The 25,154-nt window shown below is 48.9% G+C and carries 19 protein-coding genes; 17 read left to right on the top strand and 2 right to left on the bottom strand.

The window, feature by feature from the left end; all coding sequences use genetic code 11:
• Positions 1-178: 178 nt before the first annotated feature.
• Complete coding sequence (locus AB3G37_RS16770; RefSeq protein ID WP_369788547.1) at positions 179-466, top strand: putative quinol monooxygenase; 288 nt, start codon at positions 179-181, stop codon at positions 464-466.
• A 68-nt stretch (positions 467-534) separates the two neighbouring features.
• Here the strand turns inward: AB3G37_RS16770 and rne are convergent, their stop codons facing one another.
• Positions 535-4,065: a ribonuclease E gene (gene rne / locus AB3G37_RS16765; RefSeq protein ID WP_369788546.1), complete on the bottom strand. Its 3,531-nt coding sequence runs from the start codon at positions 4,063-4,065 to the stop codon at positions 535-537.
• Between the two features lie 605 nt (positions 4,066-4,670).
• Here rne and rluC point away from each other — a divergent pair.
• On the top strand, positions 4,671-5,627 hold the full coding sequence (gene rluC / locus AB3G37_RS16760; protein WP_009637816.1) for a 23S rRNA pseudouridine(955/2504/2580) synthase RluC: 957 nt from the start codon (positions 4,671-4,673) through the stop codon (positions 5,625-5,627).
• A 66-nt stretch (positions 5,628-5,693) separates the two neighbouring features.
• On the opposite strand, the gene AB3G37_RS16755 is transcribed toward rluC, so the two are convergent.
• Complete coding sequence (locus tag AB3G37_RS16755) at positions 5,694-6,299, bottom strand: nucleoside triphosphate pyrophosphatase (protein WP_009637817.1); 606 nt, start codon at positions 6,297-6,299, stop codon at positions 5,694-5,696.
• A 141-nt stretch (positions 6,300-6,440) separates the two neighbouring features.
• Here AB3G37_RS16755 and yceD point away from each other — a divergent pair, with 141 nt between their 5' ends.
• From yceD to AB3G37_RS16680, 15 genes are all read left to right on the top strand, one after another.
• On the top strand, positions 6,441-6,965 hold the full coding sequence (gene yceD / locus AB3G37_RS16750; RefSeq protein ID WP_369788545.1) for a 23S rRNA accumulation protein YceD: 525 nt from the start codon (positions 6,441-6,443) through the stop codon (positions 6,963-6,965).
• A 12-nt stretch (positions 6,966-6,977) separates the two neighbouring features.
• The gene (rpmF, locus tag AB3G37_RS16745) at positions 6,978-7,145 is read left to right on the top strand and encodes a 50S ribosomal protein L32 (RefSeq protein WP_002210931.1); all 168 of its coding nucleotides are present in this window, start codon (positions 6,978-6,980) and stop codon (positions 7,143-7,145) included.
• A 64-nt stretch (positions 7,146-7,209) separates the two neighbouring features.
• The gene (gene plsX / locus AB3G37_RS16740) at positions 7,210-8,256 is read left to right on the top strand and encodes a phosphate acyltransferase PlsX (RefSeq protein ID WP_369788544.1); all 1,047 of its coding nucleotides are present in this window, start codon (positions 7,210-7,212) and stop codon (positions 8,254-8,256) included.
• A 6-nt stretch (positions 8,257-8,262) separates the two neighbouring features.
• Positions 8,263-9,216: a beta-ketoacyl-ACP synthase III gene (locus AB3G37_RS16735; RefSeq protein ID WP_369788543.1), complete on the top strand. Its 954-nt coding sequence runs from the start codon at positions 8,263-8,265 to the stop codon at positions 9,214-9,216.
• Between the two features lie 100 nt (positions 9,217-9,316).
• Positions 9,317-10,246 (top strand): ACP S-malonyltransferase, encoded by a 930-nt coding sequence (gene fabD, locus AB3G37_RS16730; protein WP_369788542.1) that lies wholly within the window; start codon positions 9,317-9,319, stop codon positions 10,244-10,246.
• Positions 10,247-10,259: 13 nt separating this feature from the next.
• A complete protein-coding gene (fabG, locus tag AB3G37_RS16725; RefSeq protein WP_369788541.1) occupies positions 10,260-10,994 on the top strand; it encodes a 3-oxoacyl-ACP reductase FabG in 735 nt (244 codons plus the stop codon).
• Between the two features lie 152 nt (positions 10,995-11,146).
• Positions 11,147-11,383, top strand: coding sequence for an acyl carrier protein (acpP, locus tag AB3G37_RS16720; protein ID WP_009637825.1), 237 nt, complete (start codon positions 11,147-11,149; stop codon positions 11,381-11,383).
• A 101-nt stretch (positions 11,384-11,484) separates the two neighbouring features.
• Positions 11,485-12,726, top strand: coding sequence for a beta-ketoacyl-ACP synthase II (gene fabF / locus AB3G37_RS16715; protein WP_369788540.1), 1,242 nt, complete (start codon positions 11,485-11,487; stop codon positions 12,724-12,726).
• 146 nt (positions 12,727-12,872) lie between these two features.
• Entirely contained in the window at positions 12,873-13,679 is an 807-nt protein-coding gene (gene pabC / locus AB3G37_RS16710) for an aminodeoxychorismate lyase (protein ID WP_369788539.1), read from the top strand.
• 31 nt (positions 13,680-13,710) lie between these two features.
• Positions 13,711-14,736 carry an endolytic transglycosylase MltG gene (gene mltG, locus AB3G37_RS16705; protein ID WP_369788538.1) on the top strand — a complete coding sequence of 342 codons (1,026 nt, stop codon included), beginning with the start codon at positions 13,711-13,713 and terminating at the stop codon, positions 14,734-14,736.
• Complete coding sequence (gene tmk / locus AB3G37_RS16700; RefSeq protein ID WP_369788537.1) at positions 14,726-15,376, top strand: dTMP kinase; 651 nt, start codon at positions 14,726-14,728, stop codon at positions 15,374-15,376. The genes mltG and tmk overlap by 11 nt, the downstream gene beginning before the upstream one ends.
• Positions 15,373-16,347 carry a DNA polymerase III subunit delta' gene (gene holB / locus AB3G37_RS16695; protein ID WP_009637830.1) on the top strand — a complete coding sequence of 325 codons (975 nt, stop codon included), beginning with the start codon at positions 15,373-15,375 and terminating at the stop codon, positions 16,345-16,347. Before tmk ends, holB begins: the two co-directional genes overlap by 4 nt.
• 50 nt (positions 16,348-16,397) lie before the next feature.
• Entirely contained in the window at positions 16,398-17,192 is a 795-nt protein-coding gene (locus AB3G37_RS16690; RefSeq protein ID WP_369788536.1) for a metal-dependent hydrolase, read from the top strand.
• 393 nt (positions 17,193-17,585) lie between these two features.
• The gene (ptsG, locus tag AB3G37_RS16685; RefSeq protein ID WP_369788535.1) at positions 17,586-19,019 is read left to right on the top strand and encodes a PTS glucose transporter subunit IIBC; all 1,434 of its coding nucleotides are present in this window, start codon (positions 17,586-17,588) and stop codon (positions 19,017-19,019) included.
• Positions 19,020-19,548: 529 nt separating this feature from the next.
• Complete coding sequence (locus AB3G37_RS16680) at positions 19,549-25,008, top strand: inverse autotransporter beta domain-containing protein (RefSeq protein ID WP_369788534.1); 5,460 nt, start codon at positions 19,549-19,551, stop codon at positions 25,006-25,008.
• Positions 25,009-25,154: the final 146 nt, after the last annotated feature.

Below are 25,154 nucleotides of genomic sequence, written 5' to 3'. Positions count from 1 at the left end.
TAATGGGAGCATTATCGGCGGGGTATAAGGATAAGCGCAAAATGTAAAGGATGCATCAGTTTGTTAGGTTAACATTGAAATCAGTGTTAATCGGCGAGCATAGTTGAAGGTAATTATTAGACCTTCTTAAATTATCTAGGTGCTTAGAAGCGAAAGTTATTATACAGGAGCTGAATCTATGGAAGTCCGTATCGTTGCCCCACTGACCGTAAAACCAGAGTACATCGAAGAAGTCACCCACGCACTGTTGGACGTTGTGGCAGCAAGCCGCGAAGAATTGGGTTGCCTGCAATACGATTTACATCGTGAAATAGACAATGCCAACAGCTTTGTCTTTTACGAGCGCTGGCGTTCTGATGAAGCGGTTGCCCAGCACGAGGCAAGCGAACATTTTAAACACTTTGTTAAGCAACTGGATGGCAAGCTCGAGAAGATTGAAATCAAGAAACTCAAGCTGTTCGCCTGATATCCTGAGATACGATAATAAAAAAACCCGCCATTGGCGGGTTTAATAGTTTTGAATCTAGCGTCGATTTACTGTGGCATTTCTGGCTTGGTTGCCGGAGCTGTCGCAGTGGTTACCGCGGCATGACCGCCGGCAGAACCTTTACCATCGAAATCATAGGCTGGGCGAACCCAGTCACTGAAACGAGGCGGCTCGGCAACGTAGACGGCAGCCGGGGCTTTTGTCATCGGCGCAGTCGCATGATGCTTGAAGCGAGGCTGTGCATCGCCTGATGCCTCAGTTTTTGCAAAGGATTCAACCGCTTTTGGCTCAGCGACAGACTGCTCCACGACAACCGGTGCTGGAGACGCCGGAACTTCAATTGCCGGTGCCTGAGCTTCAGTTGCCTGAATACCTGCAACTTCCAGCTTAGCCGAGGCTTCTTCTGGCTGTGCCTGAGGCTTGGCTTCTTCAACCACTGGCTGGGCCGTTTCAGCTACTGGTTCAACCGTAGCTGGAGAAGCGATAACTTCTTCAACTTCAGGTTCAACAGCCGCCACTGGCTCCACAACAACTGGTTCCACAACAACTGGTTCCATAACAACTGGCTCAGTAGGAGTGGGTGCCGGAATTTCAGCATCAGCGACTTCCAGAGTCGCAGGCTCAACCACGTGAGGTTCAGCGGCTACTGCAGTTTCGGCTTTAATAGCTTCACCTTCCTGCTCAATAACCTGCTGCGCTTCTTCGAAGGTCAGGGCAGCTGACTTGACTGGAGTCTCAGCAATCGGTGCCGACACTGCCGGAGCAGTTTCAGTTACCGGAGCAATCACTGTCGCGGCTGGAGTATTTTCCTGCGCAATGGCAACCTGCTCAGTCAACACTGCTGCCTGAACCACTGGCTCGTCGTGGCGCTGAGTTTGTTCGTTCTGCGACTGGACGTGTTCAGACTGCACTATCGGATAAGAGATCCACACTTTACCAGACGCCATCTCTGGAGAGACAAACGCACCCGCCAACGGCATCGGCGACTGAGTCGGGTAACGTTCATCACGGTAACGACGACGGCGTTGGCCGCTGACGCGCAGGTGACGCGGAGAACGACGTGAGCGGCGTGGCATACCGTTTTCACGGTTGTTGTCCTGCGCATCGTCGGTATCTGCATCATTAGTCACTTCAAGAGGTTGCGCAGTATCAGATACTTTTACGTCTGCGGCTTTTGGCTCGACAGGACGCTCAACCGGTTTAACGCCGGTAATCAGCATCTGTGCAGCATCTTCAACGTCCTGGTCAACTTCAGCGGACTCGAAACGAATCTTCTGGTTAAGCGGACGACGTTGGCGACGGTGAGAAGGCATGCGATCTTCTTGCTCTTCTACGGCGACAACCGGTGCTGCTACAACTTCTTCAACGACAACTGCTTCAGCAACTTTCTCTTCCTGCTGATTTTTGCGTTTGTCATCATTACGGCGACGTGAACGATCGCCACGTTCGCGACGAGGCTGCTGTTCTTCGCGAACGCCAGCGTTTTCAACATCCTGAACTGCGGTTTCTGCAACAACAGGCTCTTGATTACGACGGTTGCGCCGCTGATCTTCGCGTGGCTCGCGGGTATCGGTACGAGTATCGTTGCGTTCCGTGCGGTCAGAACGTTCGTTACGACTATCGGTACGGTTTTCGCGGTTATCGCGATTGTTGTTGCGATCTCCGCGTTCACCACGTTCACCGTTGCGATCGCGACGAGTGCCCTGACGACGCTGATTGCGGCGCTCATTGTTACGGCGATTTTCAGTTTCTGCCGCGGTTTCCGGCTGGACCTTAACTTCTTCAACCGGTTTCGCTTCAGGCTGAGGCTCTGAGGCAAACAGATTTTTCAGTCCACCAAACAGTTTGCTCATAAAACCAGGTTTAGCGACGGTAGCCGAAGCCGCAGGTGCGGTGTTCACTGAGGTAGTGCGAGTTTGGACAGGCTGCGCCGCGGCCGCTGGCTGCTCGTAGGCTGCCGGAGGCGCTTCTGCTGGCAGCGCGAAGGTCGCCAGAGCCGGTTGCTCGGGACGTTTACGCTCGGCTGGCAGATCTTCAGAAGGTTGCAGCATTTCAGCTTCGTGCAGCTGAGGAAGCAGGTAGCTCAGAGTTGAAGACTCTTCACCCTTGCGCACGCGCAATACGTGATAGTGCGGAGTATGCATCTGGTCGTTTGGCACGATAACCGCGCGAACGCCGCCCTGACGCTTCTCGATAGCGTTTACCGACTCACGTTTTTCGTTAAGCAGATAAGAAGCAATCGGCACTGGCACGATAGCGTGAACTTCTTTGGTATTTTCTTTCAGTGCTTCTTCTTCGATGAGACGAAGAATAGACAGAGAAAGGGATTCGTTATCACGGATGGTACCGGTGCCGCTACAGCGTGGGCAAACGTGATGGGTAGATTCACCCAAAGATGGGCTCAGACGCTGACGTGACATTTCCAGCAGGCCAAAGCGGGAAATGCGACCAATCTGGATACGTGCACGGTCCTGACGGACGGCGTCGCGCAGACGGTTTTCAACTTCACGCTGGTGGCGAACCGGGGTCATATCGATGTAGTCGATGACGATCAGGCCGCCGAGGTCACGCAGACGCAGCTGACGAGCAATCTCTTCTGCTGCTTCAAGGTTGGTATTGAACGCTGTTTCTTCGATATCGCCACCGCGAGTTGCGCGAGCGGAGTTGATGTCGATAGCCGTCAGGGCTTCGGTAGTATCAATAACGATTGAACCACCGGAAGGCAGGCGAACTTCACGCTGGAAAGCGGATTCGATCTGCGATTCGATTTGATAGTGACTGAACAGCGGGATCTCGCCGACGTACGGCTTGATTTTGCTGCTGAAATCAGGACGGCCCAGCGCGGCAATGTGCTCTTTTGCCAGTTCGAGAACCTTTGGGTTGTCGATCAGGATTTCGCCGATATCCGGACGCAGATAGTCACGGAAGGCGCGAACGATTACGTTGCTTTCTTGATGGATCAGGAACGGAGCAGGGCGGCCTTCAGCGGCTTTCTTGATGGCATCCCAGTGTTTCATACGGAAGCTCAAGTCCCACTGCAGCGCGTCTGCGTCCTTGCCTACACCGGCGGTACGCACGATGAGACCCATGCCATCAGGGAGTTGCAGAGAAGACAGAGCTTCTTTTAATTCGGTACGGTCATCACCTTCAATCCGGCGGGAAATACCCCCGGCACGTGGATTATTAGGCATTAACACTAAATAGCTGCCGGCCAGACTGATAAAAGTAGTCAGTGCTGCGCCTTTGTTACCACGTTCTTCTTTATCAACCTGAACAATGACTTCCTGGCCTTCGCGCAGAACATCTTTGATGTTTGGACGACCATGGGAAGAATAATTGCTGGGGAAGTATTCGCGGGCGATTTCTTTGAGAGGGAGAAAACCATGTCTTTCCGCACCATAATCAACGAATGCTGCTTCAAGGCTAGGTTCTATGCGGGTGATTTTACCTTTGTAAATATTGGCTTTTTTCTGCTCATGCCCAGGACTTTCAATATCCAGATCGTAGAGCCGCTGTCCATCTACAAGAGCAACGCGCAACTCTTCTTGCTGAGTTGCGTTAATCAACATTCTTTTCATCTTTAACTTACTCGTTATTTTTGCATTATTGTCAGAACTGCGGGCAAAATAACCTCTATGACCGGATAAACCGTTGGCCCCGAGTCTTCTCGCATAGTCGTCAACCTCCCGGTTGTCGCCTGCATAGGGGCGCATTATTTCGGTAAGTCTGCTTTTGCCGGGTAAATAACCACAGCTTTGTGAAAACAGTACTTTTAGTAGGGGAATAGCCTCTGATTATAAGTAGACAGATCTCATTCCATTTGCCGGCCAAGCTGCAACCCGCAGCCCGCTAATTGCTTGATTTCACATTACGTCTTACGCCATTGCTGCGTTTTTGTGCGATCAGGCAAATCTATAATTCCAGCGTTTTCCCTAAGTTCAAGAGAATCAACGCGGAAGTGACTTCATTATTCCATTGCTGGCACTGATATAGCAAGGTGACTTTTAAGTGAAGGTAAAGTTTATTTAGCACCATTGGACGCTGTTACCGTGCCTTTATTCTCCAAAAAATCGCCGCTTTCAAGTAATCCTCTACAGTTGCTGGTAAACTTAGAGTTAAGCACAGAAAAATCTGCGGCGCGAACCCCGCCTTTAATATTTAGAACCATCTAGAATCATGGCCAATGAAAACTGAGAATCCAACTGTACAATTAATCCCCATTACCGATGAAGAAGCGGGTCAAAGAATTGACAACTTTTTGCGCACTTTCCTTAAAGGTGTGCCGAAGAGCATGATTTATCGCATTTTGCGTAAAGGGGAGGTTCGCGTTAACAAAAAGCGAATCAAGCCGGAATATAAATTATTGGCGGGTGACGAGATTCGCGTTCCTCCGGTTCGGGTCGCCGAGCGCGAAGAGGGTCAGGTTTCTGCCAAGCTCGACAAAGTCGCTGCATTGGAACACTGCATCCTGTTTGAAGACGATCATCTGCTGATCCTCAATAAACCTTCAGGAACGGCAGTTCACGGCGGTAGCGGTTTAAGTTTTGGCGTAATTGAAGGCCTGCGGGCGCTGCGTCCCGATGCGCGTTTCCTGGAGCTGGTTCACCGCCTGGACCGCGATACTTCCGGCGTTCTGCTGGTAGCCAAAAAGCGTTCCGCGCTGCGTTCTCTGCACGAGCAATTGCGCATGAAAACCATGCAAAAAGATTACCTTGCATTGGTTCGCGGCGAGTGGCAGTCGCACTGCAAGGTTGTACAGGCACCACTGCTGAAGAATATTTTGCAAAGCGGTGAACGTATTGTTCGTGTCAACAGTGAGGGTAAACCTTCCGAGACGCGCTTTAAAATTGAAGAAAAATACGCTTTCGCGACACTTATAAAGGCCAGCCCGGTTACCGGACGTACTCACCAGATTCGTGTACACACGCAGTATGCTGGTCATCCGATCGCTTTTGACGATCGCTACGGCGACCGCGAATTTGATGCACAATTGGCAGGTGCCGGTATCAATCGCCTGTTCCTGCATGCCGCTGCGCTGCGTTTTGAGCATCCGGCCAATGGCGAAACGATGCGTATCGAAGCGCCGCTGGAGCCAAAATTGCGTAATGCTTTAATCAAGCTGCGTAAAAGCGCTAAATAAATTCAGCCGGGCCATTTCCTGCCCAGCAAGATAAATCGAATACAAAAGCGCCGCAGGGCGCTTTTTTTATGCCGGTTGGTTGAGTGGATTAATGCCGTGTTCTCGCAGCAGAGCCAGAAGGGCGATCAGCGGCAGACCAATCAGCGTGTTCGGATCGCGGCCATCGAGTTTTTCGAACAGGCTGATACCCAATCCTTCGCATTTAAAGCTGCCAGCACAGTCATAAGGCTGTTCCAGTTGTAAATATCCAGCAATTTCTTGCGAACTTAAAGGACGAAAATGCACGTCAAAAGTTTCGCAAAGCGTCTGTACCTTGCCGCTATCACTGTCGAGCAGACTCAGGCCGGTATAAAATCGCACCTTTTTGCCACTTGCCTGCTCGAGTTGGGCACAGGCCCGTTCAAAAGTGTGAGGTTTGCCGAGGATCTTTGAATCGATCACACAGACTTGATCCGATCCAATAATAAGATGGCCGGGGAAATTTGCCGCCAGTGCGTGCGCCTTTTGCGCAGATAAGCGACAAACCAGATCCTCCGCTGACTCTTGCTCGTGCGGCGTTTCATCAATATCTGGCGCGGCGCAGCTGAATTTTAGCGTGGTTTTTTCAAGGATTGCGCGACGATAGGCCGAGGTAGAGGCCAGAAGGATCCTTTTTTGGGTCATTGTTTGCATAATTTTTTTCACAAAGCATGGCGTTATTGAATCACACATTTTAAACTGTCCGCCGCTGAGGAAGCGAATATTGGTGAAAGGAGCAGTAAAATGCCCTTTTTCTTTGACTCTATGTCGTTACAAAGTTAATATGCGCGCCCTATGCAAAAAGTAAAATTACCCTTGGCTGTTGATGCCGTTCGTACCGCCCAAAAGCGTTTAGATTACATTGGAATCTATGACGCTGAACAGGTGACGCGTGTTGCAGCATCAGTAGTCAGTGTGGATACTGAAGTTCAAACCTCTTTGTCGTTTGATATCGACAATCAGCGTCTGGCCGTTATTAAAGGTCAGTCGGATGTCACCGTTACTCTGGAATGTCAGAGATGTGGCAAGACGTTCGAGCATCAGGTTCACACAACATATTGTTTTAGTCCTGTTAAGAACGATGAACAGGCTGAGGCATTACCGGAAGCGTACGAGCCGATTGAAGTCGACGATTTTGGCGAAGTTGATCTGCTGGCAATGATTGAAGACGAAATTATTCTTTCACTGCCTGTCGTTCCGGTACATGAATCTGAACACTGTGAAGTGTCCGACGCGGAAATGGTATTTGGCAAACTGCCTCCCGAGGCAGAGAAACCGAATCCGTTTTCCGTATTAGCAAGTTTAAAGAAAAGTAATTGAGGAGTAAGGTCCATGGCCGTACAACAGAATAAACCAACCCGTTCTAAACGTGGCATGCGTCGTTCACACGATGCTCTGACCACCGCCACTTTGTCTGTTGACAAAACTTCTGGCGAGACTCACCTGCGTCACCATATCACTGCCGACGGTTTCTACCGCGGTCGCAAGGTTATCGGCTGATTTCTTACTTGCTAACTATTTACTTGATAACATTAAACTTGTTAAGTAATAGCAAGGCGATACCTTGAAACGTCTGACCATCGCGTTAGACGTTATGGGCGGGGACTTCGGTCCTTCCGTCACAGTGCCTGCTTCATTGCAGGCACTGACCTCTAATCCTGAACTCAATCTTCTTCTTGTCGGCAATCCCGATGAAATCACACCCCTGTTGGCTACAACCGATCCTGCCTTACTGGACCGGATAAAAGTTATTGCCTCAGAGTCAGTGATTGCGAATGATAGCCGAGTTTCTCAGGCCCTCCGCGCCAGCCGTGGCAGCTCGATGCGCATTGCGCTTGAGTTTGTTAAAAGCGGCGAGGCACAGGCCTGCGTCAGCGCCGGAAATACCGGTGCATTGATGGGATTGGCAAAATTGGTTATAAAGCCTCTTGAAGGCATTGAGCGCCCGGCGCTAATGACCGTGTTGCCGAATCAGCAGCGCGGTAAAACCGTGGTGCTTGATCTGGGGGCAAACGTCGAATGCGACAGCCGTATGCTGGTGCAGTTCGCCGTAATGGGATCGGTCATGGCCGAAGAGGTTGTCGGCACAGTTAACCCGCGTGTCGCCCTGCTGAATATCGGTGAAGAAGAGTCCAAGGGGCTTGATAACATTCGAGAAGCAGCCGCAATTTTAAAAAACATACCCGTAATCAATTATATCGGCTATCTTGAAGGCAATGACCTGTTAACCGGTAAAACTGATGTTATGGTGTGTGATGGTTTTGTCGGTAATGTCACACTGAAAACTATGGAAGGTGTGATCAGGATGTTTTTGTCGTTGCTTAAATCCTCTGGGGAGAATGGCAAGAAGTCTTGGTGGATGCGATGGTTTGGGCCAGCTTTGCAAAGAATAGTTCAAAAAAAATTAGCAAAGCATTTCAAACATTTAAACCCCGATCAGTATAATGGCGCAAGTTTGTTAGGATTACGCGGCATCGTGATAAAAAGCCATGGCGGAGCAAATCAGCGGGCGTTTGCTGTAGCTATCGAACAGGCTGTTCAGGCGGTGCAGCGGCAGGTTCCCGAGCGGATTGCCGCGCGCCTTGAGGCTTTATTACCCAAGAGTGACTGACTGTACATGTATACAAAGATTCTCGGTACGGGGAGCTACTTGCCCGTACAAGTTCGGACTAACGCCGACTTAGAAAAAATGGTTGAAACCTCGGACGAGTGGATCGTAACGCGCACAGGTATTCGTGAGCGTCGCATTGCTGCGCCGGATGAGACTGTAGCCACAATGGGCCTGACCGCTGCTGAGAGAGCGCTGGAAATGGCAGGCGTCGATAAAAACGACGTTGGATTGATCATTGTTGCCACAACCTCGTCTTCCCACGCCTTCCCGAGTTCTGCCTGCCAGATTCAACACCTGCTGGGCATCAAAGACTCGGCATCGTTTGACCTGGCTGCGGCTTGCGCAGGGTTTACCTATGCGTTAAGCGTTGCAGATCAATACGTTAAATCGGGAGCCGTCCGTTATGCGCTGGTTATCGGTTCTGACGTGTTGTCCCGCAAGCTCGATGAAGACGATCGCGGCACCGTTATTCTGTTTGGCGACGGCGCAGGCGCAGTGTTGCTGGGCGGTTCGCAAGAACCTGGCATCCTTTCTACTCACATGCACGCCGACGGTCATTACGGTAATCTGCTGAGTCTGGAATATCCAAACCAGAAAACCCCTGACCAATCTGCCTATGTCAAAATGGCCGGTAATGAAGTATTTAAGGTAGCTGTAACTGAACTGGCACATATCGTCGATGAAACTTTGCAGGCCAATAATATGGACCGCGAACAGCTCGATTGGTTAGTGCCTCATCAGGCAAACCTGCGCATTATCAGTGCCACAGCCAAGAAATTGGGCATGGGCATGGATAAAGTTGTAGTGACCCTCGATCGTCACGGTAATACTTCAGCGGCGTCTGTGCCTACTGCATTTGATGAAGCCGTTCGCGATGGACGCATCCAGCGTGGACAATTAGTGCTGCTTGAGGCCTTTGGTGGTGGTTTCACCTGGGGCTCTGCATTGGTTCGTTTCTAATTTTTGCGAACCTGATCAAATTTTTGACTCAACAGAGCGCTGCTGATTCAACAGGGCTTTGTTGTTTTCACGGATTAGCAAAATTTTACGGGATAAGTAAATGACCAAGATTGCTGTAGTTTTCCCCGGGCAAGGCTCGCAGGCGTTGGGAATGCTTTCTGACCTCGCGATCGCGCATCCGATCGTAGAAGCGACCTTTGCTGAAGCTTCTTCAGTTCTGGGCTATGATTTGTGGCAGCTTGTTCAGCAGGGCCCGGTCGAAGAATTAAACAAGACCTGGCAAACTCAGCCTGCCTTGCTGGCGGCGTCGGTAGCAATCTGGCGCGTTTGGCAGCAGGAAAAAGGCACCGAGCCAGCATTAATGGCCGGTCACAGCCTGGGTGAATATTCTGCGTTGGTTTGTGCCGGTGTTCTGGATTTCAAACAGGCAATCAGCCTGGTTGAGCTGCGCGGCAAGCTGATGCAGGAAGCGGTTCCTGAGGGTACGGGCGCAATGTACGCCATTATTGGTCTGGATAACGCTTCTATCGCCAAAGCCTGTGAAGAGTCCGCCGAGGGCCAGGTCGTAGCTCCGGTAAACTTTAACTCTCCGGGCCAGGTAGTTATTGCGGGTAACAAAGAAGCCGTTGAGCGTGCTGGCGCAGCATGTAAAGCCGCTGGCGCCAAACGCGCACTTCCATTGCCGGTTAGCGTTCCCTCGCATTGTGCATTGATGAAACCAGCGGCAGATAAAATGGCCGTTGCGTTACAAGACGTCAGTTTCAGCCAGCCACAGTATCCCGTTGTCAACAACGTAGATGTCAAGGTTGAGACTTCTGCCGAAGAAATTCGCAGCGCACTGATTCGTCAGCTTTACAATCCGGTTCGCTGGACTGAAAGCGTTGAATACATGGCACAGCAAGGCGTGGAGCAGTTAGTTGAGGTGGGTCCGGGTAAAGTATTGACTGGATTGACCAAACGTATTGTTGACACCCTGACTGCGGTTGCAGTGAACGATACTGCAAGCTTGTCAGCGGCGCTTGAACAATAAAAAGAGGATAATAATGAGCTTCGACGGAAAAATTGCTCTGGTCACTGGCGCAAGCCGGGGTATTGGCCGAGCTATTGCAGAGAAACTGGTTGCCGGTGGCGCACGTGTTATTGGCACCGCGACCAGCGAACAAGGTGCTGAAGCTATCAGCGCCTATTTAGGCGAAAACGGCAAAGGTATCGCTCTCAATGTGACTGAATCTTCGTCAATTGAACAATTATTGGCGACGATTCGTGCTGAATTTGGCGAAATTGACATTTTAGTCAATAATGCTGGCATTACCCGTGATAACCTTCTGATGCGCATGAAAGATGACGAGTGGCAGGATATCCTGGATACTAATCTGACTTCTGTGTTTAAGCTGTCAAAAGCGGTAATGCGGGCTATGATGAAAAAGCGGTTTGGCCGAATCATCACCATTGGTTCTGTTGTTGGAACCATGGGTAACGCAGGGCAGGCGAACTACGCGGCGGCTAAAGCCGGTTTGATTGGTTTTAGCAAGTCTTTGGCGCGTGAAGTTGCTTCACGCGGCATTACTGTCAACGTCGTGGCTCCTGGCTTTATTGAGACGGACATGACAAGGGCGTTGACAGATGATCAACGTGCAGGCATTTTGTCATCAGTTCCAGCCAACCGGTTGGGCGATGCAAAAGAAATTGCCAGCGCTGTTGCATTTTTAGCCTCTGATGAGGCCAGCTACATCACTGGTGAGACTTTACATGTCAATGGCGGCATGTACATGATCTGATAATCACTAGGATTCTGCTTATTTGGTTTTAAATATAGTCAAATAATGCAAAATAGTGGTTTGACCAGCCGGGATTTAGTTGCATCTTTTCCAACATTTTATACACTACGAAAACCATCGCGAAAGCGAGTTTTGATAGGAAATTTAATAGTATGAGCACTATCGAAGAACGCGTTAAGAAAATCATCGTTGAACAGCTGGGTGTTAAACAGGAAGAAGTAGTTAACTCTGCATCTTTCGTAGACGACCTTGGCGCAGATTCTCTCGACACCGTTGAGCTTGTTATGGCTCTGGAAGAAGAGTTTGATACCGAGATCCCTGACGAAGAAGCTGAAAAAATCACTACTGTTCAGGCAGCTATTGATTTCATCAACAACGCTCAGGCGTAATCGAAACTTTTCTTTTTATAAGTTTTGATAGTTAGGCGGTCAATTGACCGCCTAAGTTTTTTTTGTCCCACGGTATTTTTTTCCCTCCCTGGAGGATATACGTGTCTAAACGTCGAGTTGTTGTGACTGGACTTGGCATGCTTTCTCCTGTCGGCAATACGGTAGAGTCCACCTGGAACGCTATTCTTGCCGGTAAGAGTGGCATTGGCCCTATCGACCATTTTGATACTAGTGCATTCGCAACGCGTTTTGCTGGCTTAGTCAAAGATTTCAACTGTGATGAATACATCTCGCGCAAAGACGCTCGCAAGATTGACCCCTTCATTCAGTACGGTATTGCCGCCGGTGTTCAAGCTATGCGTGATAGCGGGTTTGAAGTCACCGAAGAAAATGCGCCGCGTATCGGTACCGCGATTGGTTCTGGCATTGGTGGCCTGGGTCTTATCGAAGAAGCCCACAGTGCATTGATCCATGGTGGACCGCGCAAAGTCAGCCCATTTTTCGTACCTTCTACCATCATAAACATGACCGCTGGTCAGCTGAGCATCATGTTTGGATTACGTGGACCGAGCATTTCCATTGCCACTGCCTGTACCTCAGGCGTCCACAACATCGGCCATGCCGCGCGCATCATCGCCTATGATGATGCTGATTTGATGCTGGCCGGTGGCGCAGAAAAAGCCTGTACGCCATTGGGTATTGGCGGATTCGGTGCAGCGCGCGCGCTGTCGAAACGCAACGACAATCCTCAGGCCGCAAGTCGCCCGTGGGATAAAGACCGCGACGGTTTCGTGCTGGGCGACGGTGCCGGGATCATGGTGCTGGAAGAATACGAACACGCTAAAAAGCGCGGTGCGAAGATTTATGCCGAAGTTGTCGGTTTTGGCATGAGCAGCGATGCATATCACATGACATCTCCACCAGATGATGGTGCCGGAGCCGCATTATCGATGGAGAATGCGCTGCGTGATGCAGGGATTTCCGCCGCCAAGGTGGGTTATATCAATGCTCACGGTACTTCAACGCCAGCGGGTGACAGGGCTGAAGCTGAAGCAGTTAAATCTGTTTTCGATGCTGATGCGCGTCGCGTAATGGTCAGCTCGACCAAATCCATGATTGGACATCTGCTGGGTGCAGCCGGTGCTGTCGAGTCGATTTTCAGCGTGCTGGCGCTGCGTGACCAGGCCGTTCCGCCAACCATTAATCTGGATAATCCAGATGAAGGCTGCGATCTTGATTTTGTCCCGCACGAAGCGCGGCAGGTTAAGGGCATGGAATACACCCTGTGTAACTCTTTCGGATTTGGTGGCACCAATGCTTCTCTGGTGTTTCGCAAACTGTAATTAAACGCTTTGCACAGTCAAAGGCCCGATTCCGGGCCTTTTTGCCGTCTGTAGCCTGGCGTGCTGTGCCGTATTGAAAGTAGGAATGATCTCGTGGTATCCATGAGTCGAATACGCCAGTCTGACTGCCGAAAAGGAGAGGAGCGATGTTTTGGATTAACGGGATTGAACAGCGGGTGATTTCAGTGGCCGATCGCGCAGTGCAGTTTGGCGATGGCTGTTTTACCACCGGCTGGATAAAAAACGGCGAGGTGCAGCGGCTTGAGGCGCATATTTCCCGTTTGCAGCAAGCCGTTTCCAGATTGATGATGCCGGAATGTGACTGGCCGGTGTTAATCGATGAAATGCGTCGCGCGGCGTCCAGTTGCCAGCAGGAAGGGGTGATTAAAGTTATTCTTTCGCGTGGCGAGGGTGGGCGTGGTTACAGCAGCCAAGGCTGCGTTGGGCCGACGCGAATTATGTCGCTCAGCCCTTATCCGCAGCATTATCACCGGTGGCGTCAGCAGGGGATAGAACTGGCACCCAGCCCTGTCGCACTGGCGCGCAATCCTCTGCTGGCCGGAATTAAGCATCTTAACCGACTTGAACAGGTGATGATCCGTCGGCATCTGGATATTACCTCGGCACACGAAGCGCTAGTGGACGATACCGATGGCATGCTGATTGAGTGCTGCGCCGCCAATATCTTCTGGCGTAAGGGCAGCAAAGTTTTCACCCCTGACCTTTCACACTCCGGCGTTGATGGTCTTATGCGACAGCACATTATTTCAATACTAAACGATTCACGCGACTTTAGCGTCGAAACAGTGCGAGAAACTCGAGGAGTGCTGGAAAATGCGGAAGAAGTTGTCGTTTGTAATGCCTTGATGCCAATTCTTCCAGTCAGAAAGATAGAAAACTGGCATTATACCGCAGCGAAACTATTCGAGTTTTTACAGCCACGTTGTTGTTGAACAAGCTAATTTGTATTTAAGTGAAAGAATCATGAAAAATAAAAAAACCAAAATTTTCGGCATCATTGTTATTGTTCTGCTGGCCTTGACGTTTGCTGGCTATCTTAAAGTCGAACGTTTTGCCGATCGCAAATTAAACATAGTCAAAGAGAAGATTTTTACCTTACCTGCCGGGACGGGAAGGGTGGTTCTGCAAGATATGCTGTATCAACAAAAGCTGATCAAATCACCGACGTTGTTTGGTTGGCTACTGCGCGTTGAACCTGAGCTGGGCGAATTCAAGGCCGGCACCTATCGTTTTCCCGAGGGTATGACGGTCCGTCAAATGCTCGAGCTGTTAAAAAGTGGCAAAGAAGCACAGTTCAATATTCGTTTCGTCGAAGGTTTCCGCTTACAGGACTGGATGCAAGAGTTGCAAAAAGCGGGTTATCTTAAGCATGATCTGACGGGTAAAACCGACGATGAAATCGCCACGGCACTGGGCATGAAAGATGCTAAAAACGCCGAGGGCTGGTTGTATCCGGATACCTACGCCTACACGGCAGGGACCAGCGATTTGTCACTGCTGAAACGCTCGCATCAGCGGATGGAGAAAACGGTCGATCAAATCTGGAAAGACCGCGATACTTCGCTGCCTTACAAAACGCCAACCGACATGCTGACCATGGCCTCGATCATTGAGAAAGAAACGGCGATCAAAGATGAACGTAAAGAAGTTGCTTCGGTGTTTATCAATCGCCTGCGTATCGGTATGCGACTGCAAACTGACCCGACGGTGATTTACGGCATGGGTGACAGCTATAAAGGCACTATCAGCAAGAAGGATCTTGAGACCGCAACGCCGTATAATACCTACGTGATTGATGGGTTGCCGCCTTCGCCGATTGCGATGCCGAGTGAGGCGTCTATCGAAGCCGCAGCTCATCCGGCGAAAACCGATTTTCTTTATTTTGTCGCTGATGGCAAGGGTGGGCATACCTTTACTACCAACCTCGACAGCCATAACAAGGCAGTGCGCGCGTATCGCGACCTGATGAAAAACAAGAATGAAAAGTAGTTTTATCGTTATTGAAGGCCTTGAAGGGGCGGGTAAAACCACTGCGCGAGACGTTGTGGTAAATACTCTGCGCGAGCAGGGCATCACCGATATTCAGTTTACCCGTGAGCCGGGCGGTACCCCGCTGGCCGAAAAGCTGCGTGATTTAATCAAAAACGGCATAGAGGGTGAGCAGCTTACAGATAAAGCCGAAGTGCTGATGCTGTATGCCGCACGGGTTCAGTTAGTTGAGAACGTAATCAAACCAGCGCTGGCCCGAGGTTCCTGGGTGGTTGGCGATCGTCATGATCTCTCTTCTCAGGCCTATCAGGGCGGAGGACGAGGTATTGATAATCAGCTAATGACCTCCCTGCGTGATACCGTACTCGGAGATTTTCGGCCGAGCCTGACGTTGTATCTTGATCTCTCACCGGTGATTGGTTTGCAGCGCGCCCGCGCCCGTGGCGAGTTGGACCGAATCGAGCAAGAGTCGCTGGCATTTTTTGAGCGTACTCGCGCGCGTTATCTGAGCCTGGCCAAAGAAGACTCGAGCATCAAGACTATCGATGCTTCACAAACAATTGAACAAGTCAGTTGCGCTATTCGCCAGACTTTAATCGACTGGATTGCGCAGCAACGCCAGCAGGAAACTCAGGAATGAACTGGTATCCCTGGTTAAACGGCCCTTACCGGCAGCTAGTGGCTCAATATCAGGATGGACGCGGTCATCACGCGCTGCTGATGCATGCTGCCAAAGGCATGGGCGAAGATGCGTTGGTCTATGGCCTGAGCCGCTGGTTGCTGTGTCAGCGTCCGGAAGGGGAAAAAAGCTGTGGCAAATGTCATAGCTGCAACCTGATGATTGCTGGTAACCATCCTGATTGGCACGTACTGACACCAGAGAAAGGCAAAAACAGTCTCGGTGTCGAACCTATTCGCCAGTTAATTGAGACGCTGTACAACTATTCTCAGCAGGGCGGGGCTAAAGTCGTTTGGTTACCCCATGCCGAGCTGCTGACCGAAGCGGCGGCCAATGCGTTGCTTAAAACGCTGGAAGAGCCGCCGGAGCGCACCTATTTTCTGTTGGGATGCCAGGAGCCGTCCAGGCTATTGCCGACCCTGCGTAGCCGCTGTTTTTATTGGCATTTAACGACACCCGATGCTGCACTTGCCAGTCAATGGATTGCCCGCCAGCTGCAAGTCGCGCCACTGGCTATTCAAACAGCACTCAGGCTGGGAGAGGGTACGCCGTTGGCCGCGCTGGAATTACTCCAGCCCGAACGCTGGAAACAGCGCGAACAGCTTTTTCAGCAACTAACCCTCAACTGGCAACAGCGTGATTTACTCTCACTGCTGCCACAGCTAAATCATGACGACGCCGCCGATCGCCTATTTTGGCTTTGTTCGCTGCTGCTGGACGTTATTAAAACTCAACAGGGTGCAGGACATTACACCATTAATCTCGACCAGCAGCCGTTGATTGCTCAGTTGGCGAGCGGCCTGGGCAATTCGGCTCTGCAAAAAGATCTGCAAGGGTGGATGCACTGCCGTCAACAGCTTCTCGGCATCGTGGGTGTTAACCGCGAGCTGCTGCTCACCGAACAGCTACTGGAATGGGAACATTCCCTGTAGAGAGTTCTCTGTAAAACTGAAATTCCTCGAAAAATTAAAGAGTTAATACTATGTTTTTAGTCGATTCACATTGTCATCTCGACAGCCTTGATTATCAGACGCTGCACAGCGGTGTAGACGACATGTTAGAGAAAGCCCGTGCCCGCGATGTGAAGTTTATGCTGGCGGTGGCCTGTACGTTGCCTGGTTATCGCGAAATGGCTGAATTGATTGGCGATCGCCCTGAGGTTGCCTTCTCTTGCGGCGTGCATCCGCTGAATATTGAGGGTGGTTACGACTTTGACGAGCTGCGCAAGCTGGCTGCCGATCCGCGCGTTGTGGCGATGGGTGAAACCGGTCTGGACTATTTTTACCAGAAAGAAGATTTCCAGCTGAAATTGCAGCAAGATTCTTTCCGTCATCATATCCGCGTCGGCCGTGAGCTTAACAAGCCGGTCATCGTGCATACTCGCGATGCACGTCAGGACACGCTAGATATTCTGCACGAAGAAAAAGCCGGGGAGTGTGGCGGCGTATTGCACTGTTTTACCGAAGATAGAGCAACTGCAGAGATCTTATTGGATCTGGGTTTCTACATCTCTTTCTCTGGGATCGTAACTTTCAGAAACGCAGAGCAGCTGCGTGAAGCCGCTCGCTACGTCCCGCTGGATCGCCTGTTAATTGAAACCGATTCACCTTATCTGGCGCCGGTTCCTCATCGTGGTAAAGAAAATCAGCCAGCTTATGTCCGAGATGTTGCAGAATATCTGGCGGTATTGAAAGGCGTGAGCCTGGAAACGCTAGCGGAAGCGACTACGGCTAACTTCTCGCGCCTGTTCCACGTAGATGCAGCAAGGCTTGCATAGATTCCCCCCCCCCCAAATATTTTTTGCCTCGTAATAAACATATTAAACGCTTCTGATATTCGGAAGCGTTAGGCTAATTCTTCTCAATCCCTGCCCAAAACACCCCGATTTATTGATATTAGGAAACTTTTCAGACAGGAATAGGCGTTTTTTTAACAAAACGTGACTGTCATCAATTATTATTGCGGCGATTTATTTTACCCTTCGTAAAAATTAAAAGGGGCAAATATATGTCCCGCCCGCCGCGGTTAAAAATGCCGCAGCAACAGGGTTGATGGCACCAGCTAAAAACCCTGAGAAGTAGATACTCCATTATTATCAGTAGCAGCGTTTGGCGTTGCACGCTGATGAATACGGGAGTATCACGCACCATTACTCAGGAGCACTCCCAATATGTTCAAGAACGCGTTTGCAAACCTTCAAAAGGTCGGTAAATCGCTAATGCTGCCCGTTTCCGTATTACCTATCGCAGGCATACTGCTGGGTGTCGGTTCCGCAAACTTTAGCTGGCTGCCAATCGTAGTTTCACATGTTATGGCCGAAGCGGGTGGGTCAGTTTTCGCCAATATGCCGCTGATATTTGCCATCGGCGTGGCGCTAGGTTTTACAAATAATGACGGCGTATCTGCGCTGGCGGCGGTTGTTGCTTACGGCATTATGGTGAAGACCATGGCCGTGGTTGCGCCGATGGTGCTGCAATTGCCGGCGGCCGAGATTACCAGTAAGCATTTGGCTGATACCGGAGTTTTGGGAGGCATTATTTCTGGCGTCATTGCCGCCTATATGTTTAATCGCTTTTATCGTATCAAGCTGCCCGAATATTTGGGATTCTTCGCCGGTAAACGTTTTGTGCCAATTATTTCAGGCCTGGCCGCGATTTTCCTCGGCGTGGTGCTGTCCTTTATCTGGCCACCGATTGGCAGCGCTATTCAGACCTTCTCTCAGTGGGCTGCCTATCAGAACCCGGTCGTGGCATTTGGCATTTACGGTATCGTAGAACGCGCGCTGGTGCCCTTTGGCCTGCATCACATCTGGAACGTGCCTTTCCAAATGCAGGTTGGTGAATACGTCAATTCAGCGGGGCAGGTATTCCACGGCGACATTCCACGCTACATGGCGGGTGACCCGACAGCGGGTAAACTGTCAGGTGGCTTCCTGTTTAAAATGTATGGACTGCCAGCGGCGGCGATTGCGATTTGGCATTCAGCTAAACCAGAAAATCGTGCCAAAGTGGGCGGCATCATGATTTCAGCCGCGTTGACCGCGTTCCTGACGGGTATTACCGAGCCGATCGAATTCGCGTTTATGTTTGTTGCGCCGATTCTGTATGTCATCCATATGATTTTGGCCGGTCTGGCATTCCCAATTTGTATTTTGCTCGGCATGCGTGATGGCACCAGCTTCTCTCATGGTTTAATCGATTTTGTGGTACTGAGTGGCAACAGCAGCCGCATCTGGCTGTTCCCGATCGTCGGCGTCATTTACGGTCTGGTTTATTACACTATTTTCCGTGTGTTAATCGTCAAGCTGAACTTGAAAACACCAGGCCGGGAAGACACGACGGCTACTCAAACAGCCCAGGGTGGTAGTGAGATGTCAGCCTCTCTGGTTAAGGCATTTGGTGGCAAAGAAAATATCACCAATCTTGATGCCTGTATTACCCGTTTGCGAGTTAGCGTGGCGGACGTGACCAAGGTTGATCAGGTGAGTCTCAAACAGCTGGGCGCGGCGGGGGTAGTTGTTGCTGGCTCAGGCGTGCAGGCGATTTTTGGTACTAAGTCTGACAATCTGAAAACTGATATGGACGATTATATTCGCAATAACTGACCTGTATGATCAGCCCTGTTAGGGCTGTCATTTCGTTTCGAAATCTTTAAGGCTTGATGAATTTCATCAGGCCTTTTTTCCTTTCTATTTCTCCGCCACCCACTTCTTATCCTGAACCTACCTTGCTTTGGCTAACATCGCGAAACACCTAAAATTAAATAATTATCAAGAAAAATGCATTCATCATATTAATTATAACTTAAAGTAGTCACTGATTATTAAATTTATTTAAATTTGATTTTTAATAATCACTTCTTTTTTAGTGATTAATGTGTTGATTATTATGCCATTAATTTCTTTAAATATCATTGGTGTTTCGATTATCGCTTATAAGGTGGTGCTTATTTTTTGCTATAAGGGTAAAATTAATTTCCGCGATATTTTCATGCTATTTTATATTTAATTTATTTTTAATGGCTGTGTTTTAAATAATATTAAAGCAAGGGTGTGCTGTCTTTTTTTCTTGCGCTTGAGTTTTTCGTAATAAATAAGTTGTTCAATAGTATTAATCCAATGCAACGGAGGCAATATGGATATGTTCAAGGGTTTGATTCATTCTAAAAAAATCAAAATTGGTAAAGCCCAAAAACTCGCAATGATTATTATGTTTTTTATAATGATCGCGTGTGTCATTTTTAATTTTGCACTGGCTTCGTCTAATTCGATCCCATCCTTGGGTTCCGAAAATAACAATCAGCAACAGGCGAAGGAGAATGATAAAAATGATGCCCTTCCTTTAACCTCGTTCATGGAGCAGTTGGGGCCTTCATTAGCTCAGGAGCCGCTATCTCAGCAGCTATCCTCAAAAGCTGCCAGCGCACTGAATAGCCAAGCCTCGAAACAAATCGAACAGTTCCTGTCTTTTTCTGATTCGAATGTAAGAGCCAGTATTAATAGCGGTCTAAATAGAAATAGCCGCTTTGAATTCGGGCTCGATCACCTTTATCCCTGGATGGAAACAGAAAAGAATACTCTCTTTTCACAACTGAGCTTTCATCGCTGGAACGAGCGTAATCAGCTGAATTTGGGGTTGGGCTATCGCTTTAGCCTCAATGATAATCTAATTTTAGGCTCCAATGTCTTTTATGATCAAGATGTTACGCGAGGGCATAAGCGTATGGGCCTTGGGTTAGAGGCGTGGACTGAGCGGGTCAGGAGTTCCTTTAACTACTATGTACCTCTCAGCGGTTGGAAACACTCCAAAGATAAACAGTTTAATCAAAATCCTATGCACTACGATTTGTACGAGCGTGCAGCCCGTGGGTGGGATGTTAATCTGGAGGCATTAATATTTAGGCCGCTTTCAGCAAAAATGACGTGGTTTCAATGGTTCGGTAAGGAAGTTGATTCGCTGGGGAGTCGAGATCGAGTCAGTGCTGACCCCTATGGTCTGACAATTGGTTTGAAATGGCAGCCAATTTCTTTGTTGGGTTTCATGCTTGAGGAGACGCTAACGGCCGGTCAACCTAACGATCACAAAATTGGAGTCAATTTTTCCTGGAAATTTAGTCAGAGCATGCAGCATCAGCTTAATCCAGAGCAAGGCCAGGCAATGAGTGCCTTGGCTTTATCACGTAAAGACTTTGTCACGCGTAATAATAATATTGTTTTAGAATATAAAAGAAAGGAAGTATTTAGCCCGCTCTATTTTATGCCTGAACATATGATATTAAAAGCCGGGGAGCCAGGAGGGAGCAATATTGCTAAAGGCGGTTATAGTGGAGTAATAAAATATACCTCCGATCAACAGGCAATAGCCAAAGTTGAATTAGATAGTGGGTATGTTACGCCATTAAAACGCGGTGAGACAGTCATTCACGCTCAGGAATTTCAACAAGGTAGATGGCAGACCCCCGTTAATAATGCTTCTTATCGGGTTACCGTTTTACCAGGGAATATTGCTCCTGCAGCATCTAATGTGAATATCGCAGGCACACCTAATGTTGGCGAGACACTCACGGCGAGTTATCTTTTCGTAAATAATGAAGGGAATGACGAAATAGCCGGCGGTTCACCGGTTAAATGGTTTAACGCAAAAGACAGTTCTACAATATTAAGCCAGACCTTAAGCTATAAAATCACCGAAAAAGATCGCGGGCAGGATATTGTATTCCAGGTAACGCCGACTAATAAAGACAAGATCTCTGGAGATTTGGTAGAAAAAACCGTTAACATTCCGGAGATTAAATTGAGTCAACTTTTAGTTGCCAATGGAAATACTTCAGTGGAAGGCGATGACGTTATCGTATTTCCTCAGGCGAGCCAAGGGCAGCTATTTTTAACCGCCATTGTCAAAGACAGTAATAATAAACCTGTTTCAAAGGCAACGGTGTTTTGGCATCAGAAAAACTCAAGTCTTGGCAGCATTAGCACACGCGTGGGCGTCACTGACACACGCGGAGAAATGATTATTCGCTATGAGGGAATTACCAAGCCTGGCAATGACACCATCACGGTAAGTCTAGAGTCTGATACTGGCGAAGGGGCATCTCTCGATTCAACCACGAAGTCACTCTCACGCCATATTAGAGTGGAGTTCTCTGCTGGAAAAATAGATCCGCTACCCGCGTTAACACTCAGCGTTGGAGAAAGTAAAACCATTACTCCAACGGGGGGGATTACTGGCGGTGAGTATTTATTGACCTCGAAATCTACAGATATTGTTGCTATCGAGCAGGGTAAGCTGGTGGCTAAGAAAGCAGGCGTGGCTGAGGTAATTGTTTCCCAAAATGCCAATCAAAATGTTAATGCACCCATCCCGATAACTTTCACTGTTAACGTAATTAAAAAACTATCAGATGCACTTCAGGCCAAATCGGTCACCGTTGATTTTGGTGCATCGACTCAAATGCTTCAGGTCTCCGGCGGCAACGGCGGGGCTTACCTCTATGAATCTACTGACAAAAGCATTGTTAAGATTTCGGCAACAGGCGAACTGACATTTGTTGAGGCGGGCAGTACTAACATCATTGTCAGTCAGGAGGCCACAGCAACAACGGCAGCCCCAAAAGACGTTATCGCAAAAGTTAACATCAAAAAATCCGCAGGCACGGCGCTTAAAGTAAGCCCGCTGGCGCTGAAAGTTGGTGAATCTAACAATACAGAAGTAAAAGGCGGCAATGGCGGCAAAATTACCTATGAGTCAGCCAATCCTGCAATCGCTAGCATAGATAATACGGGAAAAGTGACCGCTCATGCTTCCGGCTCTGCAACGGTAACGGTAACTGAGGCGGAGAGTACCAACTACATCAGTCAGAAGGCTACGCTAACTGTTACTGTCGATATGAGAGATGCCATCGCGCTGGAGGCTGATCCCGTGTCATGGGCCTTTGGTACAGTGCCGCGCCCGCTAATTATCAGGGGGGGTAATAATGGGATTTTGAGCTATGAATCTGCGGATAACAGCATTGTAGAGGTTAGCCGCACAGGCGTTATGACGTTTGTGAAAGCGGGCCGAACTCATATCACCGTAAGCCAGGCGGCAACGGAAAGCATAGCTGCTCCGCAAGCAATCGATGTTGAGGTTACAGTACGGAAAATAATTGGGCCGGTATTGTCAGCGAGTCCAATGACGTTAAAAGCGGGAGAAAAGCAAGAGTTAAGGCTGAAAGGCGGAAACGGTGAGCGAGGCGGCGTGCTGAGTTATCGCAGTGACAAAGATACTGTCGCCAGTGTAGACAGTAATGGCAAAGTCACTGCTCATACCTCAGGAAAGGCAAAGGTGACAGTGACAGAGGCTGAAAGCACCAATTACATTGGCCAGCAGGCAATGCTTACCGTCACTGTTGATCTGAAGGATGCGACTGCACTAAAAGCCGAGCCAGTGATTGTGGAGTTCGGCGCAGCGGTTCAAAAGCTGGAAGTTACCGGCGGCAATAACGGTTTACTTAGCTTTAACTCGCTGAATAAAAACGTTGTTAAGGTGAATAGTCAGGGAGAATTAACGTTTGTTGGCGCGGGCAATACCAGCATCGTCGTCAGTCAGGCTGCCACCGATACAGTGGCTGCACCTAAAGACATCACCGTTGCCGTAAATATCAATAAGACTACAGGCACGGCGCTCAAGGTAAGTCCGCTGACGCTGAAAATTGATGAGTTCAAAAATGCCAAGATAACGGGCGGCAACGGCGGCAAACTAAGTTTTCGCAGTGACAAAGAAACAGTCGCCAGCGTAGACAGTAATGGCAACGTGAAAGGGCATATGAAAGGCACGGCAACGTTAACCGTTACTGAAGAGGAGAGTGTTAATTATAAGGGGCAAAAAGCCACGCTCGCTGTCACCGTTGGGGTTAAAGATGCGCCTGCATTGCAGGCTGACCCAGTGATAGTTGACTTCGGAGCGCCAGCTCAAATGCTGAAAGTTACCGGCGGAAACGACGGTGCTTTCTTCTATAAGTCTTCGGGTAGAAACGTGGTGACTGTTTCTGATAGTGGCGAACTGACGTTTGTGGGGGCGGGTAATGCCAGCATTACAATAAGCCAGTCAGAAACCAATACTTCGGCAGCTCCTGAATCCATAAATGTTTCTGTTACCGTTAAACACGCAGCGCCGGAGATTAAAGATTTGAAGATTACCGGGCAGCCAGCTATAGGAAGTAAGCTAGAGTCGTCATATACCTACATTGGCCACGGAATGGCAGAGGGGAAAACGGGCTTCCAGTGGATGAACGATAAAGGTTGGATAACCGGTGCAACGAGTAAAGACTACGTTATAAGCCTGGCTGATGCTGGAAATGAAATATTTGTCAATGTTGTTCCACAAAATACCTTAGGAGAATATGGTAATAATATTAATTCTAATAAAATAAAGGTATTGGTAACAAAACCAGAGGCTCGCAATGTCAACCTTAGCGGAAGAGCATTTGAAGGCACTAGCTTATTGGTTAAATACGACTATGTCGGCAACGGCTCAAAAGAAGGGAACTCCGAGTTTGAATGGTTCAGAGATTCTGTCCCGATTGTTGAAGCAAGAGGAAGAACCTATCTGACGTTGTCTGATAAGGATATCGGCCACAAAATTTCTGTTAAAGTGACCCCAAAAAATGAGAGTGGCGTGTCTGGTTCTACCAGCGCTTCCCAGAATGTTGGGCCAGTGTGGGGAATACCGGAAGCAAGATTTGTGAAAATTGACGGCAAACCGATTGTTGGAAGTGTGCTCAGAGGGGAATATACATATGCCGGCCTGGGCGCAGATGAAGGTGAGACCCGTTTTCAGTGGAATAAAGGGCAGCATGGTATAAACGGAGCAACGCAGCGTAGTTATACCATTCAGGCAGCTGATTTAGGCTCTCGGCTATATTTGACAGTAACGCCAAAGAATGTCAAAGGTGATGAAGGGCAGAGGGCAGATGCATGGACGGAAACTGTCATCGCCGTTCCTGAGGTGACTAATGTTAAAATCAGCGGCACACCAAAAACAGCAGAGACACTCTCAGTCAATTACTCCTTCCAAAGCAATGGTGGAGGCGGAGATGCTTCGACGTTTCAATGGTATTTAAACAGTAAGCCGATATCTGGAGAGACTCGCAATTCCTATAGAGTGCTTAGAAACAATGTAAAAGGATTCATCACGGTAAAAGTCACGCCTAAAACTCAGCAGGGTTTTACAGGATCAATCGTGACATCAAGCAAAACTAGCGCAGTATTGCCTATAAGCGACGGGAAGCTAGATCTTTACAATTATGGATGTAACTATCAACTTAGCGGCAATAACACTTCAGGAAGGGTTTCATGGAATATTGCCAACGTGAGCGATTCCCAAATTAAGGTCATTTTCCGACGCAACTCATCAGTAGTATATCAGAGCAGTGCTTATGAGGGAGTGAAAAGGGACATTGAGGCTGGGAATCATGAATATGAAGTAAATGTTGAAGACCAGTATGGTAATTCTAGCGAAAAAGTAAGAGTTTCTTTCATGAATCAAGGTTTTCAGTGTAACGCATGGATTTCGACAGGAGGTACGATCGTTATACCTAGCTGGCCGAACTAAAGTCATAACCCATAGTGTCAATTGATTGTTTCAAAATTAATTAGCCTTAATAAACGAGGGCGGCATCTACCAACGAGTAGATGCCGCCCTGATTGTTTTGCTGATTAAACCAGCAAACACCTTAAGAAACTTGAAAATAGTGGAAC

This window comes from Rouxiella sp. WC2420, from assembly GCF_041200025.1.
GTDB lineage: Bacteria > Pseudomonadota > Gammaproteobacteria > Enterobacterales > Enterobacteriaceae > Rouxiella.
The sequence above is the reverse complement of the archived record's forward strand: the minus strand, read 5'-3'. Positions and strand labels throughout refer to the sequence as shown.